This is a genomic window from Pseudoalteromonas sp. GutCa3 (assembly GCF_002836155.1).
GTDB lineage: Bacteria > Pseudomonadota > Gammaproteobacteria > Enterobacterales > Alteromonadaceae > Pseudoalteromonas > Pseudoalteromonas arctica.
Window position 1 is genome coordinate 74,285 of record NZ_PJBK01000101.1, and the last position, 19,098, is coordinate 93,382.

The 19,098-nt window shown below is 38.3% G+C and carries 12 protein-coding genes; 3 read left to right on the forward strand and 9 right to left on the reverse strand.

Annotation, left to right across the window (positions count from 1 at the left end):
- The first annotated feature begins 118 nt into the window (after positions 1 to 118).
- Both acs and CXF64_RS18385 read left to right on the forward strand, forming a co-directional pair.
- Positions 119 to 2,059, forward strand: coding sequence for an acetate--CoA ligase (gene acs / locus CXF64_RS18380; RefSeq protein ID WP_101217728.1), 1,941 nt, complete (start codon positions 119 to 121; stop codon positions 2,057 to 2,059).
- A 104-nt stretch (positions 2,060 to 2,163) separates the two neighbouring features.
- The gene (locus CXF64_RS18385; protein ID WP_007584799.1) at positions 2,164 to 2,814 is read left to right on the forward strand and encodes a response regulator transcription factor; all 651 of its coding nucleotides are present in this window, start codon (positions 2,164 to 2,166) and stop codon (positions 2,812 to 2,814) included.
- A 181-nt stretch (positions 2,815 to 2,995) separates the two neighbouring features.
- Here the strand turns inward: CXF64_RS18385 and purU are convergent, their stop codons facing one another.
- Entirely contained in the window at positions 2,996 to 3,826 is an 831-nt protein-coding gene (gene purU / locus CXF64_RS18390) for a formyltetrahydrofolate deformylase (protein ID WP_007584800.1), read from the reverse strand.
- 213 nt (positions 3,827 to 4,039) lie between these two features.
- Positions 4,040 to 5,926 carry a hypothetical protein gene (locus CXF64_RS18395; protein WP_101217729.1) on the reverse strand — a complete coding sequence of 629 codons (1,887 nt, stop codon included), beginning with the start codon at positions 5,924 to 5,926 and terminating at the stop codon, positions 4,040 to 4,042.
- A 217-nt stretch (positions 5,927 to 6,143) separates the two neighbouring features.
- Here CXF64_RS18395 and CXF64_RS18400 point away from each other — a divergent pair, with 217 nt between their 5' ends.
- Positions 6,144 to 7,118, forward strand: coding sequence for a DNA topoisomerase IB (locus CXF64_RS18400; RefSeq protein WP_101217730.1), 975 nt, complete (start codon positions 6,144 to 6,146; stop codon positions 7,116 to 7,118).
- 48 nt (positions 7,119 to 7,166) lie between these two features.
- Here the strand turns inward: CXF64_RS18400 and pelG are convergent, their stop codons facing one another.
- From pelG to CXF64_RS18435, 7 genes are read right to left on the reverse strand one after another with little or no spacing between them, the layout of a single operon-like run.
- Positions 7,167 to 8,531 (reverse strand): exopolysaccharide Pel transporter PelG, encoded by a 1,365-nt coding sequence (gene pelG, locus CXF64_RS18405; RefSeq protein WP_101217731.1) that lies wholly within the window; start codon positions 8,529 to 8,531, stop codon positions 7,167 to 7,169.
- Positions 8,519 to 10,036 carry a GT4 family glycosyltransferase PelF gene (gene pelF, locus CXF64_RS18410; RefSeq protein ID WP_101217732.1) on the reverse strand — a complete coding sequence of 506 codons (1,518 nt, stop codon included), beginning with the start codon at positions 10,034 to 10,036 and terminating at the stop codon, positions 8,519 to 8,521. The genes pelG and pelF overlap by 13 nt, the downstream gene beginning before the upstream one ends.
- Entirely contained in the window at positions 10,029 to 11,012 is a 984-nt protein-coding gene (locus CXF64_RS18415) for a HEAT repeat domain-containing protein (RefSeq protein ID WP_101217733.1), read from the reverse strand. The genes pelF and CXF64_RS18415 overlap by 8 nt, the downstream gene beginning before the upstream one ends.
- A complete protein-coding gene (locus CXF64_RS18420) occupies positions 11,009 to 12,307 on the reverse strand; it encodes a PelD GGDEF domain-containing protein (RefSeq protein WP_007584806.1) in 1,299 nt (432 codons plus the stop codon). The genes CXF64_RS18415 and CXF64_RS18420 overlap by 4 nt, the downstream gene beginning before the upstream one ends.
- Positions 12,304 to 12,819: a hypothetical protein gene (locus CXF64_RS18425; protein ID WP_007584808.1), complete on the reverse strand. Its 516-nt coding sequence runs from the start codon at positions 12,817 to 12,819 to the stop codon at positions 12,304 to 12,306. Before CXF64_RS18425 ends, CXF64_RS18420 begins: the two co-directional genes overlap by 4 nt.
- 14 nt (positions 12,820 to 12,833) lie before the next feature.
- On the reverse strand, positions 12,834 to 16,115 hold the full coding sequence (locus tag CXF64_RS18430; protein ID WP_101217734.1) for a tetratricopeptide repeat protein: 3,282 nt from the start codon (positions 16,113 to 16,115) through the stop codon (positions 12,834 to 12,836).
- Positions 16,115 to 18,823 carry an endo alpha-1,4 polygalactosaminidase gene (locus CXF64_RS18435; protein ID WP_101217735.1) on the reverse strand — a complete coding sequence of 903 codons (2,709 nt, stop codon included), beginning with the start codon at positions 18,821 to 18,823 and terminating at the stop codon, positions 16,115 to 16,117. The genes CXF64_RS18430 and CXF64_RS18435 overlap by 1 nt, the downstream gene beginning before the upstream one ends.
- Positions 18,824 to 19,098 lie beyond the last annotated feature (275 nt).

The following is a 19,098-nucleotide window of genomic DNA, read 5'->3' on the forward strand; positions in this document are numbered from 1 at the left end:
TTATAAACTACAAATGAGGAAATTGAAGGGGTGTACAACTAAGGTCTAATACTTAATGTAGCACTGCTGAGTAATCCTTGATAAAAGCTTAAGGCAAGTAATTTAAATGGAGACTAAGATGTCACAAAGTATCTATCCAGTTCCTGCGCATATTAAAGATGCGACTCTTGTAGATAAAAATAAATATAATACGCTTTACAAGCAATCTATTGATGACCCAGAAAGTTTTTGGCGTGAGCATGGCAAACGTCTTGATTGGTCTACCCCTTATACAAAAGTTAAAAACACATCATTCGACAAAGGCCATATAAATATTAAATGGTATGAGGATGGCTACCTTAATGCTTCGTACAATTGTATCGATCGTCACTTAAAAACCAAAGCAGATAAAACGGCGCTTATTTGGGAAGGTGACAGCCCATCTCAAAGTGAGAATATTACTTATCAACAATTGCATGATGAAGTGGCTAAGTTTGCCAATGGTTTAAAAAAGCTAGGTGTTCAAAAAGGTGACCGTGTAGCGATTTATATGCCTATGACGCCTCAAGCTGTTTATGCTATGCAAGCTTGTGCACGTATTGGTGCTATTCATTCGGTTGTATTTGGTGGCTTTTCACCTTCTGCGATTGCAGATCGTATTCGGGATTCGGGTGCCAAGGTTGTTATTACTTCAGATGAAGGGCGCAGAGCGGGTAATTGTGTTCCATTAAAAGCAAATGTAGATGAAGCGGTAGCGCAAGAAACTGTAACCTCAATTGAGCATGTTATTGTGCACCAATTAACCGGCGGTGAAGTTGATTGGAATGAGCACGATATATGGTGGCATGACCTAGTTGCTGATTTACCAGCAAAGTGTGAACCAGAGCCAATGAACGCTGAAGATCCATTATTTATTCTATATACGTCAGGTTCAACAGGTCAGCCGAAGGGGGTTGTGCATACGACTGGTGGCTACTTAGTTTACTCATCAATGACACATGAATACGTATTTGATTTAAAAGAAGACGATGTGTATTGGTGTAGTGCCGATGTAGGTTGGATCACAGGCCACAGTTACATTGCATACGGGCCATTAGTAAACGGTTGTACACAAGTATTATTTGAAGGTGTACCAACTTATCCAACTGCAGGGCGTATGGGCGAAATTGTTGATAAACACGGTGTAACTATTTTATATACTGCGCCTACAGCAATTCGTGCGCTAATGGCGAAAGGTGATGAGCCAACAGCTTCGTCAAATCGCGATAGTTTACGTATTTTAGGCTCGGTTGGTGAGCCAATAAATCCAGAAGCATGGACGTGGTATTACGAGAGTATTGGTAAATCTAATTGTCCGATTGTTGATACGTGGTGGCAAACAGAAACCGGTGGCATAATGATTACGCCTTTACCGGGTGCAACTGATACAAAGCCTGGCTCTGCAACCCATCCATTTTTTGGTATTGCGCCAGCATTATTTGATGCTGAAGGTAATACACTCGAAGGTGCCGTAGATGGTAATTTAGTTATTTTAGATAGTTGGCCATCGCAAGCGCGAACTGTTTATGGCGACCATGAACGTTTTGAACAAACTTATTTTAGCGCCTACCCAGGTGTTTACTTTACTGGTGATGGGTGTCGTCGTGATGAAGACGGTTATTACTGGATCACAGGACGTGTGGACGATGTACTTAACGTATCAGGTCATCGCTTAGGTACTGCGGAGATTGAAAGTGCTCTTGTATCACATCCAGCAGTAGCAGAAGCCGCTGTTGTAGGTTACCCGCATGATATTAAAGGCCAAGGTATTTATGTTTATATTACGCCTAACGAAGGTGTAACAGTAAGCGATGAATTAACCAAAGAGGTACGTAACTGGGTTCGTAAAGAGCTTAGCCCAATAGCATCACCAGATATGATTCAATGGTCTCCAGGTTTACCTAAAACGCGCTCAGGCAAGATTATGCGTCGTATTTTACGTAAAATCGCTGCAAATGAGCACCAACAACTCGGTGATACGTCAACGCTTGCAGATCCCTCTGTAGTCGATGAACTAATCGAGAACAGATTAAATCGTTAAATGTGCGTTAAAAACTTGATTACAAGTTGATTCTAAACGTAGTATATCGGCTGTCAGTAATGGTTTTATACCTAACTGGCAGCCGAATTTATTAGGAGTGAACCATGAGTCAGTTTTTAATAGCGGACGACCATCCGTTATTTCGTGAAGCACTAAAGGGCGCATTGAGCGCAAAATTTGAAGGTTTAGAGGTTTTTGAATCATCCGATTTTGACAGCACACTGCAAGTGTTAAGCGAGCAAGAGGATCTTGATATATTACTGCTAGACCTTCACATGCCAGGTAATGGTGATTTATATGGTCTTATTCGTATTAGAGAAGAATACCCAAGCTTACCTATTGCCGTTGTTTCGGGTAGTGAAGACGCTAATATAGTTTCTAAAGTAATGGGTTACGGCGCTATGGGTTTTATTCCTAAATCGTCATCGTCTGATGATATTGCCAGTGCAATTAACCAAATACTTGAAGGCGATACATGGCTACCAAAAGAGTTAAAAAACAAAGTAGCTGAAATTGAAGGTGAAGACCGAGAAATAGCAGCGCAAGTTGCCTCATTAACACCTCAACAATACCGAGTGCTGCAATATCTGCACGAAGGTTTACTTAATAAGCAAATTGCTTATGAACTGCACATATCAGAAGCAACAGTAAAAGCACACATTACAGCCATATTTAGAAAACTCGGCGTGTACAATCGTACCCAAGCCGTTTTAATTGCCGCTAAATTAAAACTCGAGCCAATAGAGCAGGCATAATTTACATTTAAAAAGTCACTTGCTTATTTATGAGCAAAAAAATGCCAGCAACAATGCTGGCATATTTTTATGTGTAGAATAATCAATCAGAATTCAGGTTAATAACAAAATGCATACCTTGTTATCAACACTGTTTTATTACCTCAAAATAAACTACTTAATTAAGCGAATTGGTACAATGCTAAGAAAACACTACAGTTTTATTACCATTAATAAATAGCTTATGCTCTGATGCAAGTTGGAGTGCTTTACAAAACACTGTTTTTTCTACATCTTTACCCATTTTAGCCATCATTTCGGCGGTATTAGCATGTGTAACGCTTGTTACATCCTGCAAAATAATAGGGCCTTCATCAAGCTCGTTGTTCACAAAGTGAGCGGTAGCACCAATGATTTTTACGCCGCGCTCAAATGCTTGATGATAAGGTTTAGCACCAATAAATGCGGGTAAAAATGAATGATGAATATTAATTATTTTACCTTCAAATCGACCCACAAATTCAGGACTTAAAATACGCATGTATTTGGCAAGGCCAATAATGTCAGGGTTGTAGCTGGCAATTAAATCACCTACTTTTTGATCGTGCTCGCTACGGGTTAACCCTTCGTGAGATACAACATGAAAGGGCACATCAAACCCTTTTGCTAAAGGCTCTAAATCAGCGTAGTTAGCAATAACGGCTAATACTTCAATATTAAGAGTTTGTTCAAATTGCTTTAGCAACATACCACCTAAACAATGGGCTTCTTTAGTTGCAAGTAAAACTACTTTAGTTTTTGCACCGCAATGTAGGGCAAGTTTAGCGCCTTGTGGCAACAGTGCGCGTAGTTGATCTAAAAAGTCGCTTTGTGGCTCGCCTGTAAGCTCTGTACGCATAAAAAATCGCTGTGCGTCTTTATCTACAAACTCGTTGTTACGCGTAATATTTAAATTATTTTTATGACAAAGCCCTGTGATTTTAGCTATTAAGCCTACGTCGTCAGCACATTGGGTGGTTAGTATATAGCTCATTGTCCTCATTCTTACCCTGTGATTAATACTTCATTATTTGTGTTTTGGCACATAAAGCAAGGGCTTTGTGGACTAATCCAATATTAATCATGTTGTTGAGTACAAAAGAGGTAGTAAAGTTAAAAGGTATTGAATAGAGGTTAATAAAGGATAAAAAAATGCCACCTAATTTACAAGGTGGCATTAATACTAATAATCCAGAGTTTAAGTTAATTAACCCTTTGGCTCGGGAGATAAGTTTTCTTCTTGTCTTAAATACCCTGCAGCTTCTTCGTCATCTTTAGCTATCGCTTGCTGAGTAGGTATAGCACGCGTTTGCTGATTTAATTGATGTATTTGTGACGCATTACCTAAATCACGCTCACTGGTGATTGAGGCGATAGATTCACGGTCTTTCAAGAACGCGATAACGTCTTTTTTGATTGCTTGTAATTGTCCTTCGTCTTTATGCATTTCCATAATATGGCGAGGATGTTCAAGATTTTTCATACCTGTTGCTGCAAACGTAGTAGAAATAACACGAGAAACAATAATCCAAGGCGTTATGCTACTGCGTACTAAAGTATTTTCTGAGCGAGTACTATCGTGAATACCAGTACCTGTTGATATTTTAGACTCAGTAAATGTGCCTTCGCATTTAAAGTACACTAGTAGTGATTCAAATTGCATTTCAGCAAAAAATAGATGAGCTGTATTTGTAAGCAATTGCGCAAATGCTTTAATAAGTATACCTATTAGCAATAAGTGAAAGCTTGTCATTAATAGCTCACTAAATTGAATAACATGTTGGTTATTAAATGCTTGTTTAAAGCTACTAATATTTGCAGCGTCAACGTAATGATAAATATTAATAAACGAATACGCTAAAAACACAGTAAACGCTAAGGCTATAATATAAAGCAAGTTACCACTTACTAAAGCAAGTAATCTTGCTAGCGTAAAGTTTTTACCTAAGTCTATTGAGTGCAGTTTAGGTTGAATCTCTTGGATCATTTCACCTTTAAAACCGCCTTTACCTTCAATTTGTTCTTGAAGCTTAGGATCTAATTCGCGATAAACTCTGTTAGGTACTTCTTTATAACGACGGTTAGCCATTACTAGGTTGTCTAGGTTTATAAAAATTTCGTCTGGATGAACAGACTCTTGCCAGTTTTCACGTAGTTCTGATACTTCAGCCGAAGGGGTAACTGCATTTAAACGCGCTTTAATCATAATAAAAGCAATTGCGCAGCTCAGAGTGGCTAATACAATAATCGCAATTAAGTACATGCCAGCATGAAGACTAGGTAGTTGCTCAATCCAGCCATCTATTTCTTGTTTGCTAATGTGTTGTTCTTTCATCAGCCATGACATAGAAAGACCAATAGCGATTGGTAGAATAAAAGATAAAGAAATAATTTTAGCGAGTGCACCGGTACCAAGTGCTTCAATATTTTTTTCAGCGTTTCTAGAAATAGGTTTACCCGTAGAGCGCCACGAAAAAAGCACGTAGAACATTAATATGGCACTATAAACAGGAAATGCTAATTCGCCTGCTTCACCGGTAAAACCCGATAAAGATACAAATGCCACAAGGCCATAAGCAATAAGTGCAACAAGGGTACTTACCCATGAGCCAAATAAGCGCTGAGCAACATTACGAATAGGATAAGGTAGGAATAATAACTTAGGGATTAAGCTGTGAAGTAAACGTGATAAAAAACCATTAGGCTCTTTAAACGTACTGTTTTTACGACCAACCAGCATTTCTTCGAGTGATTGCGCGGTGTAGGCTACTTCTTTTTGTTCTTCTTGGGCGGTTGATGCTTGTGATTTGCTGTAGTTATAAGCAAGTGAAGTAGGGTGGTTTCTGCCTACAAAATACTTAAGAGTTGCATAAATACCACTTGAAAGTGAGCGAATGCCGAATGCTAAAATAAGCATGCCAAACACCATTAAAATCCATCCAGCGGTTGTATCTTCTTTTACTGAGCCCGCAGCAATAACAAGTAAACTAATACCCACTATAGACTCAATGAGTCCTCTTACAGCTGTTACTTTACCTTCAAGTTTGAAGGGGTTTTTTAGTCCAAGATCAATCGATCCATAATCAAAAGCCATTGAATGCTCCTTTTAAACAGCATGCCCAATTAAGGGAGAATATAAGCGTAGTTATAATAACCATTATATATATCGTATTTTTGTTTTTGCTCAATTTTTGATTATATATCAATAAAGTCGTTCAGTTTAAGGTTATTTTAAAGTGGTACATTCTATGCTTTGAAATATAAGCTTAAGCGAGTTAACAATATCTCTTTTAAATGCTTGAGGAGGAATGATGGAATTGATTTACGTTGATGATAGTTTGCCCGGAATTACCCGAAAGCAAAAAAACAAACATTGGCAGTATTTTGACCCAATAGGAAAAATAATTAAAGAGAAGGCCGTTATTGAGCGCTTAAATTCACTCGCGTTCCCGCCTGCTTATAAAAGTGTATGGTTTTGCCCTGAAGAAAATGGGCATATTTTAGCAACAGGTTACGACAGTAAAGGACGAAAACAGTACCGATATCATCCATTATTTACACAACAACAAGATGCTAAAAAGTATCAAGCTTGTAGTGTGTTTGGACATAAGCTGCCGTTACTTAGGGCTCAATTAAAGGAAGCATTGCAAGGTGATGAGCTCGATTATGAACGTACTTTAGCAGCCATTGTTAGATTAATGGATTTAGGTGCTTTACGGGTGGGGAATGAACGTAATGTAAAACAAAATAAAAGTTTCGGAGCGACAACCCTAAGATCAAGGCATGCAAAATTAACAGGTAAAAATATTAGATTAAAATACCGTGCAAAGTCAGGTAAAGAAAGGGAAGTAAATATAACGGATAAAGCATTGAGTAGTGTTATTAAGGAGCTTCAGGACTTACCCGGGCAACACTTGTTTCAATATATAGAAGAGGGGGAGCGCTCTAACGTTACCTCTACTGAAATCAATCAGTATATTCAAAATATAATGGGTGAAGAATTTAGCGCAAAACACTTTAGAACATGGCGAGCAAGTGTGATTGCTTTTAAAGAAGTGTATGAAGCAAAAGGCGCTATTACATTAAAAACAATGCTTGATGAAGTGTCTTCAAAGCTTGGGAATACGCCAACAATAGCGCGTAATTCTTATATTCACCCTGATGTTATTGAGCTTTGTAAGAAAAATGAATCAGAACAAACTCATTGGCGCGACAATTTTAAATTACCCCGTAAAACAAAGTATCTTAGTCGGTTTGAGCGCGGTTTATTAGAGTTTTTAACGTAACGATAAAGGCTGTAGCTTACAGCCTTTATGCTAAGTTTTTATATTATGCTATTGCAGCATAAACGTTTCGTATTCTAAATCTTCAAATTGTTTTGAAAGCCAAAATAATCCTACTACCGAGGTAATAATGGTTGCTAATGCAAAGCCATAGCCATAAAACTGCGGTCCAAAAGCAATTGATAACAAAGTTAAAACAACGTTTATTACCAAAAATAACCCCGCTAAAAATAGCACTGTTGAGCGTTTATCTAAATAAAACAAAATATTTAAAATAGATAAAAATATAACTTGTACGCCTACACCTACTACATCAATAAATAAAAGCGTTTTATAGTTTGGATCAATGCCAATAAAGGTAAGTATTTGCTCACCCCATAATAACAAGCAGGCAACGGTAATACCCTGAATTTTAAATATATCGTATAAACCGGCACGCGCAGTTTGGATCATACTGTCTTTTAATATGTAGATCTCTTCAAGAGATGAGCCACCACGAATAGCGGTGTAAAAACGGTCGTACTCTTCTACAAAGTCGGTTTCCATTTTTACTAAAAATACCGCCATACCGGGGATAATAGACAAATAAGCCAAAAATATAGGTAAGTCATAAATTGGGCTGGCTCTCAACGTGCCAATAATTTGTATTGATGTGCTTGGAGAATACCAAAAAATGATTTTATCAGCCCATACACCAATGTTATAAAACAGACCACAAAAGAATAGGCTGTAATACACTTTTTTATTGCTTAAAAAGTCAAAACTTATAAGTTTTTCACCCGGGTAGCGGCGAATAATCATAAATAAAAAGCTAAAAAAGAGCAGTGCTTCGCCAGCAAAAAACGCAAAAAATAAGCCGTCTAACTGCCAGTCTCTTAATAAATATGCAAGCAATACCATAAAGGCGTAACCACTTAGCATGGTAATTAAAATTAACCGGTATTCTTTCATACCTGATAGAAAAATAGCGCCAAGCCACTGATTACATAAGCTTACAAAGGCACCTAAAATTATAATCTTAGTAACAACGGGTATAGGGAGCATAGGCCATACAGCTAAGCCCACCAATAGCGCGGCTATTGTTGTTATAAGCTGTGCACCGAGTAGATTAGGCAGTACCTTTGCCTCTTCTTTTTGAAAAAATAAATCGGCAATAAATCGAGTTAGTAATAACTGCAAACCACCCGTTAAAATAAGTGAGGCGGCCATCATGTAGGTAACAAGCGTTAAAAATTGAATAATAAGTACTTTAGGTAATACAATTCCTAAACTTAAAATACCAATAAGCATTAACGCTACAATAGAGAGCAGCCAAGGGCCCGAGCCTATTAAACCTGCGTAGCCGTATGCTTCAAAAACTGAGAGCAGGGTATTTTTTTTGAGAATTTTTCGTATCTCAAAACCTATTCCGGCCATGCTATTGTATCCTTATAAAGTTTATCGTAGCGGGCAAACATGTGGCTCTCGTCATAAAATTTTTGTACGCGGTCTAAACCACTTTTTTGATACTCAAGCCAAGCTTGCTCATTTGTTAGCATGTTTGATATTTGTTGTGCTGTTTCGCTAGGTGAAGCAATTGAGACAACTTCACCGGCTTTACCTAATGCTTTATCTTCATCGGTTCCGCCTTCGATTATTTCGCGGCACGAGCCAACATCACTAGCAAGTACAGGCACACCGGCCGCCATTGCTTCTAAAAGTACTAAAGGCTGCGCTTCGGAAATTGAGGTTAAAGCAACAACTCCGAGCTTAGGCAAAATTTTGGTAATATCTTGCATACCTAAAAACTTAACACTGTTTTGTAAATCAAGGCTGCCTACCAGTAGCTCACACTCTTTGTAGTATTGTGGGTCTTCTTCGAAAGGGCCGATGATCCAGCCTTCGACCTCTGGTAATATCGATTGCGCTTCTTTAATCGCACGTATAAAGGTTTTAATATCTTTTATAGGCACTACACGTCCAATTAACCCAACAACCGGTGGTATCTGTTTTGGACGCTGAACAAACGCTTCAATAAAGCGTACTGTTTTAATGCCATTAGGTACAACAAATGCTTTTTCAGGCGCTGCACCATCTTTTATTTGGCGCTGTCTGTTACCGTCGTATAGCGAAATGATCTTATCTGCTTCTTGATATGTTGTTCGGCCTATTTGCTCAAAAAAGCTGATCCACATTCGGCGAATAAAGCCCATCTCGGTATTTAAGTTTTTACCTAGGCTTTGTTCAGACTCTTTGATCCAACTGGCTTGAATAAGATCTATTTTTCTCTCTTTGGTGTAAATACCATGCTCGGTCAACAAAAAGGGAGTATCGCTTATTACACTGGCACCAGATCCTAAAATACCAGCATACCCGGTAGATATTGAGTGAATAAGTTTAACTTTTGGAAGTCCACGTGCAATTTCGGCTATTTTAAATAGCGGTTTATATAAATTGCGGTATGACCAAAAAAAGTCAATAAAAGAGGATTCATCACAAAAAGTTGAATAGTAATTAGTGAGCACTTGCCACGATGATTCACTATATAAAAAGTCGGCTTCGTTAATACCGTCTTTTTTAGCCAAAGTTTCAAATGCAAATTTTAACAATTCAGTCGGGATAGGCTCGTTACAATCTCTAAAATAATTTTGTAGTTGTTGCCAGAAACCAAAGAGCTCTTTTTTATATTTAACCCCATGCTTGGCTTTTATTTCAGAAGTATCATTTTCCACTAAATAATGAACATGCAGCTTGGTAACGTTTTCAGGTAAAGTATATTGAATCTCGCCATAATGCTCTGGTGCTCCACCTATAAAAACAAGCTCAAAGTTATAATGAGGTAACCCTTCAATTATTTGATGAACCCAACTAGATACACCACCACGTACGTAAGGGTAGGTACCTTCCAAAAGCAGTAAAATGTCTGCATTTTTATTACTCATGCCAATACTCCTGCAAATGACGTAATTCACTGCCTTTAGGTTGTTCTGGGAGTTCTTTTAAATAGCGTTTACAGTCGTCAAACTTGTTCATACAAAAGGCAACTTCGGCTTTATAAGGGAGAACATGACGCCTTGCCATACCAAACTCAGTTGCTTTAAGTAAGTACTCATGGGCTATTTCGTATTTGTCTAAGGCTAAAGATATTCGGCCTAAAAATATAAAGGTTGCAGGTGTTTTTACGTGCTCAATACTTTGCTCTGCAAGTGCTTCTGCTTTTTCTAAAACGTATTTACGCAGTGCACCTTGGGCTAAACCTAAATAGCTTAGTTCCCAATAAAGTTCTGCTAGTTGTTTTTGTAAATTACTCAATTTAGGCTGCTTAGTCGTAACGGCTATTTCTTGCTGATACAAACTGATTTTTTCGTTAAGTTTGGTTTCTTTACCATCAAGGGTTGAGTAGGCGAGTAGTCGAATATCATCTTCTAAATCTTTAAGTGCTAGCTTTAAAATAGGAATAGCTTGTGAGTCACTCATGTGACGAGCTGCCATTACAGCACTTAAACGTTTATTTGGCTCATTAGCGTGCTTCAAAATTGCTTTAAGTCCGCCAATAGAATAGGTCGGATTTGCTGATATTGCTCTGGCTTCAAAAGGAAGCTCAGGTATTTTATGCTCTTCTATTTCTATCTCGTCGTTTTTGAGAGGCTTACAAAGAGCAAACGTAATCGCTACTACAACGCCAATAATTCCAAGTACTGGTAATGTAAACAATAATAAAAACATGAGTAGCAAAGAGCTATAAGGAGTCGTTTTGTATTTTTTAGGTATAAACACATAACTAACAATAGCAAAAAGGATGCTAGCAATAGCATGAAATAGTATAGCTAAAAACCAATTAGGTGTTTCCAGTACTTCTATTAATGCAAAGTACTGACAAATACACCCTAAAATAGCCGCTACAATAATTATAATCATGAAAGTGAAACCAATCTCTTTATATCATCTGAGCTTATTGGTAGTGCAAGTTGTTGCTCAATAACAATATCAAGCTCAGCTAAAGTGTTACCCGTACGCTCTTTACACCAAGTGTTCATTCGGGCGATAAACCCTGCTTTTTCAAGTTCATCAGCTAATGGCATTAATAGCAGTAATACCTGATTTTGATTATCATACAAATAAATGTCTAAACCACGGCGTGCTTCACTTAAATAACTCATAAGTTGAGTCGATTTATCAGTAATATTATTGGCTTTTATTTTTAGCAGCTGCGATGGAATGTTGTATCGTTTTGCTTCTTTATTCGCGCGTTTAACTTGGCGAATAAAGTATGGAGACTCTTCATACGTCATTACTGGGTTTGTTATTTCATGGCGCAGTAGGTCGCCAATATGCCCAGCCATAACAGCAAGTAGTGTAAGAGTGGTATTTTTAAGCGCAAAAAATTGTACTCTTTCAACTAAAATAGCGCCATAAATTGTATTATTTACGTCGATAAGTGGGATTGCCATATGGTATTTACTTATACCTAACGCAGTTTTTGCGTCTTTTACTGATACTAATTCTTTTTCTTCAATCATCGCTAATATAAGAGGATCATTTTCAGCTATTTGACCCATTTGGCCAATAGAGGCAAGTGGTGGCTCTAAAACAGTGTCGTTTTCAACTTTATATAAACCCGCTCTTTCTAATAAACCATATTCAACGAATAGGTCGATTATTTTTTGCGCTGCGCTATCAAGCCTTCTTTCTTTTAATAGCCCGATAGAGGTTCTTACTGCTTGTAGCGATTCACGCAAACTTAACGTATGGCCAGCAAGCATTTGCTCTATTCTATCGTGAGATGAATTAATTAAGTGATACTGACGAGTAAATGTTTCAAGGCGATCGGTTACGTACTCAAGCTGAATACTTTGTTGTTGATTAGTACGTTCCCACACATCCCTAAATTCGCCAGTGATCATAATTACAATAATGTAGCCAATCATGGCGTTAATATTGAAGTCGCTTTGTGGTGATAAAATATTTGCTTGAAGTAAAAAAAGTTGACCAACAAGCAAACATAAAATACTAATAAAGCCTTTTGAAAAGCCATAACGTAGAGAAACTAAAAGTGGGCCAAGTACAGGCCACGAAAACCCTCCCTCAGTCCAAAATGGGTCCTCTGCGTTAAATAATACAGGCAGCCCTAAAGCAAGCGCGGTAAATATAAATACCTCAGCCCATATTTGTAGCTCAGGAACGTCTCTTGGTCTAAGGAAATGTGTTTTCACTCACTAACCTCTATATAAGAAATTAAATCGGCAATCACATCTTGTGCTGTTGCTGCAATGCTATCGCGGCCCCAACCACTTTTAGCAATAGTACCCGTCCAAATCGGCGTTGTTTGTCCATTTTCAGTGAGTGATAATGTAAGTGCAACAACGGGTTCGCCGTCAAGCCCAGCTTTGTAGCGCCACTCTTCAATGCTGCCTGTTAGTACATAGTCAGCTTGTTGAGTGCTTAACCACTGCATAGCATTGTCTAAACGGTATTGATCGTCCAGTGGTGGAAGCTCTTTGGTGTTTACGCGAGGTGCGCGTATAAGAGTTGGTAATTTATTTTGTTGCCAAATACTGGCTAAAATATCTTCAGCACGCTCACCTGCAAGCGGTGTTTGAGCATGATTAACAAGTGGCATTAATGCCACAATTTTTGAAGGGCTAAGCTCTACATCATCAGCAACTCTGCTGGTGGTACATGCTGATAATAGTAATACCAAACACGGTATAATTAAACGAAACATACTCTCTCCTAACATTAAAAATGTACGTAATAACCTAATTGTAATTGTGTATCTGAGTTACCCACTTTATTACTACTTTGGTAACCCAGCTGTAATTTAAATAAATCATCGCCCAGTACAGACCAACCAGCGCCACTTGAAACTGATACATCTACTGTATCGTTGAGTGTTTGATAGCCAGTACTTATATCAAATAACCATGAAGGGCTTGCGCCTAAATAAGGAGGTTCTAAAGAACCAGTTGAAGCAAATGAGGTCCCTAGTGCAAAACGTCTAAATGGTTGAAGGTCAACTCTTAGAGGTCTTGATTCTGTATTTATTAATGCATTTACACGTTCAAAGTCTTGCCATTGCGCACTAAAATAAGCGTTCCAAATTGGGCGGTCTTTTAAAATGCTGTATTGGTAACGTGCATTATATTCTTGGCCATTTATTAGTGAGCTGCCATCGCTTCTTCGAGAAAAAGACATCGCTGCTGCTGATAGCTGTACGTTTTGTCTACCATCAATATTGTAGTTAACATAGGCCGTGGCTTTATCTAGCTGAGCATAGCTAAGTAGCGCTTCTGATTGGCGGTTTTCAACATTATATTCAAGCTTTAAACCTACCTGTGTACGCGAATCCCATTGATAACGAGAGTCCAAGCTAAAACCTTGACGGCTAACTAAGCTGCCTTGGTGAGAATCTATTTTTGCATCAAAATACCAACGACCAAATGTCATCTTATCTTCTATCGCAAACAGTAATCCGTTGTTATCAAGATTTTGCTGATTACTTAAACTTAATTTCCATTGCCCATTAGCATAAGGAAAATAAACGTTTACATCGTACTGGCTACTGTTTAAACCAGCCTCTGGCGATAGGTTTATTTCAAGCGCTCTAAAATAGGATGCGCGTGCATTCCTGAGTAAACTCAATTGCGATTCATTTGCCTCGCCAGTAAGTTCTTCGTACCAACGTTGCATGGTGGCATAGGGTTGTTTTAAATAGAGTAGGGCGTTTAGCTCATCTAATTTGCTTAGTGAACCTTCAGCTATAAGCTGTTTCGCTTTATTAAATTCGCCGTTGGTCATATAAAGTTGTAGTTTTTGCCATGGCTCTAATTTTTGTGCAGCCCTGCGCGCTAACCACCAGTTTGTTTGGGGCTCACCAATAGTGTCGGGAGCAAGTTCTTCCATTGTGTTTAATTGCATTAAATGAGGAACAGCCATCGCGCCCGCCCAGCGGAACATTAAGCCTCTGTATGCATATTTATCTTTAGGTAAGTGTTGCAGTAAATAGTGATTAAGTTCAGCAGCATTTGCATAATAACCAAGTTGCTTCATTACATCGGCTAAGTTAACCAGTGTTGTTAAGTCACTTGGATCTGCAATGGCCAATTTACGCAAATAAAAGTAGGCACTGTTATATGATTTTTCATAAATAGATAGGCTAGCTAAGAGCTGCGTCCACGCATAGGAAGTGTCGCTTTGAGAATAGCGAGCTAAAATGCGGCTAATCATCACAGTGTCGTGCATTTGCAGCGCTAACCAACCTTGTGCAAGCACAACATCAGAGTCATATTCGCTTAATTTAGCAGCGCGGTTTAAAGTTGTATAAGCTGAATTTAAATCACTTTGGTTTTGATACCAATTTGATAGAATTAACCAAGCAGGGTAGAGGGCTTTATTGTAGCGCTGCTTATCAAGTTCAGCATGAATACGTGCAACTGATTTAGCATCATTTACTTGTGTACTTAATAATGCAATTTGAATCAATTGACGGTCAGTTTGCGACTCACTTTTCCATAAATAATCAAGAAGCTCCTGAGGCCGACCTTCAAAGCGTAATTGTTGGTAGTGCAGCATGTCGCCTACGCTTAAAGGGCTTATTTTTTGTAACTGTTCTAATGCATATAGCTCATGAGCTTTGTCTTGGACTCGCATTGCCATGTCTACATTGGCGCTCCAAAACTCATCATCAGAACTTTGTTGTTTACTTTTTAGCACTTGCAGAGCTGTAGCAAAGTCATCTTCTAGCCAAAATGCGCGGGCAATCCAAAGTAAATCTTCTTCATTTTTAGGCCCTTTATATGAAGGCCACAAGACTCTTAAGGCTTTTAAATTACCAGTATCGTGAAGCACTTTTGCTTTCCAGTATTGTGATAATACACTTTTACCATTTATTTGCTCAAAGCGTTCAATATTGTTTAACTCTTGCTTTGTGTTACCAATAAATTCGTTAGCTTGCATCCAATTAGCAAAACCATTGCCTTTCAGGCTTCTGTTTTGCGCCTTGTATTCGTATATATCATTAGCATCTTGGTATAAATATAAAGCGGTGGCATCGTTAATACTGTCGGTAAGCATCGCAGGAGTTACTGCTTTGTTAGACATTAGCCATTTAAATTCTCGAAGAGCTTCTTTAGGCTTGTTTTGCCAGCGCTTTATCTTCCAATTTAATAAATGTAGCTCTTTGTCATCTGGGCTCTGTAGTAATAACTTTGCGAGTAATTGTTCTGCCCCTTTTGCATTTCCATTTGCTAAACGCAGGTGCATAGCTTGTGTTAAGTAGTCGGTGTTATTTGGCTCAGCTTTTAATAAGCTTTCAATGGCTTGAGCTGCATCTTCTGTGTTGCCAGCTAGGTTAGCTAAATAAAGGGTGCGTTTAACATCGGCTTGGTCGCCATAGGTTTTCCACCATGAATAAGCTTGAATCGGGTTATTTGCGCCCAGTGCAGTTTCAATCGCTTTAGCTGCAATGTCAGCATTTATATTTATTTTATAAATTGCGAGTGCTTTGTCTGGTTCGCCTGCGCTTAACCAGTAATCGGCTGCAAGGAGTGGCTGTTTATTTTTTTGATAGTACAGAGCAACTTTTGCGTTTAACCCAACTGCTTTTGCAATAGTTAGTATTTGTTCGTTCCAATTTTTATGAGCACCTATTTTTAAAGATAGCTCTTCAAAGCGGTCGTCAATATTAGCCCCGCTTGCTAGCCATAATGAGTAAAGCAGCTTTATTTCAAGCGTCGCTTTGCGCTCACCTCTAGGTAGCTTTTCAAGCTCGTTAGTGGCTTGTGAATACTCACTAAGCCCTATATGTAGCTCAACCAACTTTGCGCGAAGCTTTTCGTTGTCGGGCTCTGCATTGAGTGCTGCATTAAGGTACGATTTTTCAAAGGTATAATCTTGCGAAAGTGCATCATCTTCAAAAAATAAGGTGTGAGGAAATAATGCATAAAGTGCAAAACAACTTACAGCTAGTATCGCTAATATTGTTTTTATAGAAATTAACTGAGGGCGCTTTTTAGTATTCATTATAGAGCAGCTCCGTTGCAGTTAAGGTAACCATAAAAGTCACCTGTAGGTATTTCAAAATGTGTTAATTTACCTCGATTAATACCTTTAAAGCGCTCACCCAAACCAGATACAAATTCGCAAGAGCGTGCATTAATTAAATCGAGTGAAGCGGGTACCCACGCTTTAAAACTAACAGGCCCGTTAACTTGCCAGTTATTAATAATAACATTTGCAGACGCTAAATAAGGTTTTTTACTATTTTGGCTGTGATCAAAGCTAAGGCGAGCTATGTTATTTATAATATGTATGTAGTCACCTTTTTCAGTTACACCAGATACACCTTCACTTTGAGCTATGTTTGGCACATCAAAATCGGTAGGTATTCGTAGAGTACGAATGTACTTTGAGCTAAATAACCATTCATTATTACTGTTTTTTGCAAGTGCAGAAAAGTAAAAATCTTTTGCTACTTTTGCATAGTGGCTTAAATGCACCGGTGTATTTGGTCTTGCTAAAACATAATCTATGTTGTGTTTAAGAGCGTCTAAGCCCGCAAGAACTTCGCCTGAATAAAAGTGATAATAAATAGTATAAGGTTTTAACCTATAAGGCTTTTCTGTTATTTCGAAAGTTTCAGTTAAACGTCTAAAGCCGTAATAAGGGCCATGCCATAAGTTAGTGTAAACATTTTCATTTAATATGGGGGCATAAATTTGATACAGCAAATCACGCTCAGGTCGGCCAATAGGTGATATATGTGTAAGGCTAGGGTTATCAGCATTTACATCAGTATTACCGCCATTGACATTTAACACACCAGCGTCACGGGCCAGTTCAAGCGCTTTAGGGCCAGGAGTTGCATCACCAGACCAAAGTATCATCACTGTTTTTTTATTTTTAGGTGTGAGCTTTTCATCAATATATTTTATCGAATCTGTAATTTCTTTTTTAAGGCTAATTGTGTTGTAGCCAGGTACATCTAGATGAAAACCGTAATCGGTGTCGTCTTCATCTATTTTTTTTCGCCCAGATAGTGCAGTCCAGAAATAGGGGTGACTATAAGTGTGTGAAGCAACTTCTACGTAAGGCAGATTAAAAATACTACGCGCAATACCTTCGAGTTTGGCACTTTGTTTAGAATGAATACCGCCTTCTTCAATGTCAGCTTGGATCACTGATGACGTTAATGGTAGTTTGTAGTGTTTAATTATTTCATCTCGAATTACTTCTGCTGAATAAGGCTTACCTGCGTAGTGGGCAACACTTGTAAATCCATCTCCATCGATATGCAGCGTAAGCATTCGCCTGCCACTTTCGGTGGTTGTATCTGGCACTAATATAGGTGGTAGTCCCATAGCCTGAGTTAGTAGTGTACGCGGATCAATAACCCATTTGCTGCCTTCCATCGGAAATGTATCAATTAGCCAAGGAGCAACTACTACTGCACCATATTTAGTTTTAGCAGCTTGTACAACTATTGTGTCATCCGATGATTTTATTGTAATTAAAGGAGTCGCATCAGTTGCTAATTTGAGTAAGTATGGTTTAACAATAGGGGGAGGTGTTGTGGATTCCCCTTTGAGCCAAGGTGCAAAGCTATCTTGTTTATATGGACCTTCAGGTAGTGTGTTTAACGACTCAATACCTAAGCTTAATAATAATTTAGTTGATTGTGGTAACTCGCCTAAAATAAGCTCTGGCACCACACCTAAATTAGCTTCAAGCCAATTATTAAGTGTTTGTGTGTAAAATGCGTCACTTGAGGTCCACGAAATAATACCAGCATGTAAGCTAGGATCAACTAAAGGTAAATCGCGCTTTGCCATATCTATGTAATTAGGTATATACCCCAAATACTCAATCATGGTCGCAAGCTTTAAATGTACGGTAGTGTAAATGAGTGGCTTTACGTTACTGTTGTACGGAATGAGGATACGTCTTGGTACTGGTGATATAGTTGATGTACCCCATGTTTGTAAGTGCCCATCAGTTACCCAAGGAGTAAAACCTGCCTGTTTTATTTTTTGCGCCATAGCAAGACGGTTGTCAGGCTGTGCATAATCAATAACTTGTACTTTAAAACCAAGCTTTTGTGCCGTTTTTAATTGTGCACTTAGCCAAGCTTGATCGTTCTCGGTGGTTAATTTGTAGCTATTATTGATTGGGTTGTAATGGCTATATAAACCTTCAGCCACTAAATCATTGGCTAAACCGGTAAGTCTAGGTAGTAACTCAAAGCCTCGGTTGAGGATAAGGTGTTTATGAAACGTGCCAGACAGACTTTTTATAATTGCGACTAAGCCATTTTGTTGATCTGATTTACTGTGCTTATCATCTAAAAGCTGATAGCTGTCTAGGGTATCTAAAAACAAGCCACTGAAGCCTCGTGCTTTTAAAGTAGCTGCGTTATTTTGCACATGTTGTTGCCAATGCGTAGATGTTAAATCGGCAATATGACTATTCCAGTTAGGGTTAACTGCGAGTGAAGACTCACTTTCAATGAACGACTCACCAACACTTAAATAAGCATAAACAGCTATGTTACGCTGTTTAAACCAATTGAGTTCGTGCTCAGTCACAAGGTCAGGCTGGACTACAACGCGAGAATAAAAGGTCATTTCGGCTAGAGGCATAGGGGATGAGTAGTAAAAAGCTATACTATTATTTACAGGTTTTGCGAATGCGTGAGCCGACACTAAAAGTGCAAGGTATAAAATATACTTCATTAATAATTCATTTTTATTAGATTATAACTGTGACTCAAAGTGATGTGTTCCGATTTAATGCTAGTTGTTTAGTATTAGGAATATAGGACTATTATATGTTAATGAAAGATTGATCTCTACATGTAAATTCAACCTTATACTCAATAGGTTAAATTTACATGTAGGTTTGATTAACTCACAGCAGTAAAACTTATTGGTTTGCCACTCGAGTTATTAAGATCAACCTATAAACCTATACTTAGAAAAACGATAAAAGAGTGCATCAATATATTAAC

What these genes read in the sequence shown, in the direction of transcription:
- pelF (WP_101217732.1), bottom strand. Translation starts at nt 10,036, where the DNA reads ATGAGTAATAAAAATGCAGACATTTTACTGCTTTTGGAAGGTACCTAC.
- pelG (WP_101217731.1), bottom strand. Translation starts at nt 8,531, where the DNA reads ATGGCCGGAATAGGTTTTGAGATACGAAAAATTCTCAAAAAAAATACC.
- purU (WP_007584800.1), bottom strand. Translation starts at nt 3,826, where the DNA reads ATGAGCTATATACTAACCACCCAATGTGCTGACGACGTAGGCTTAATA.
- CXF64_RS18425 (WP_007584808.1), bottom strand. Translation starts at nt 12,819, where the DNA reads ATGTTTCGTTTAATTATACCGTGTTTGGTATTACTATTATCAGCATGT.
- CXF64_RS18430 (WP_101217734.1), bottom strand. Translation starts at nt 16,115, where the DNA reads ATGAATACTAAAAAGCGCCCTCAGTTAATTTCTATAAAAACAATATTA.
- CXF64_RS18385 (WP_007584799.1), top strand. Translation starts at nt 2,164, where the DNA reads ATGAGTCAGTTTTTAATAGCGGACGACCATCCGTTATTTCGTGAAGCA.
- CXF64_RS18435 (WP_101217735.1), bottom strand. Translation starts at nt 18,823, where the DNA reads ATGAAGTATATTTTATACCTTGCACTTTTAGTGTCGGCTCACGCATTC.
- CXF64_RS18395 (WP_101217729.1), bottom strand. Translation starts at nt 5,926, where the DNA reads ATGGCTTTTGATTATGGATCGATTGATCTTGGACTAAAAAACCCCTTC.
- CXF64_RS18415 (WP_101217733.1), bottom strand. Translation starts at nt 11,012, where the DNA reads ATGATTATAATTATTGTAGCGGCTATTTTAGGGTGTATTTGTCAGTAC.
- acs (WP_101217728.1), top strand. Translation starts at nt 119, where the DNA reads ATGTCACAAAGTATCTATCCAGTTCCTGCGCATATTAAAGATGCGACT.
- CXF64_RS18400 (WP_101217730.1), top strand. Translation starts at nt 6,144, where the DNA reads ATGGAATTGATTTACGTTGATGATAGTTTGCCCGGAATTACCCGAAAG.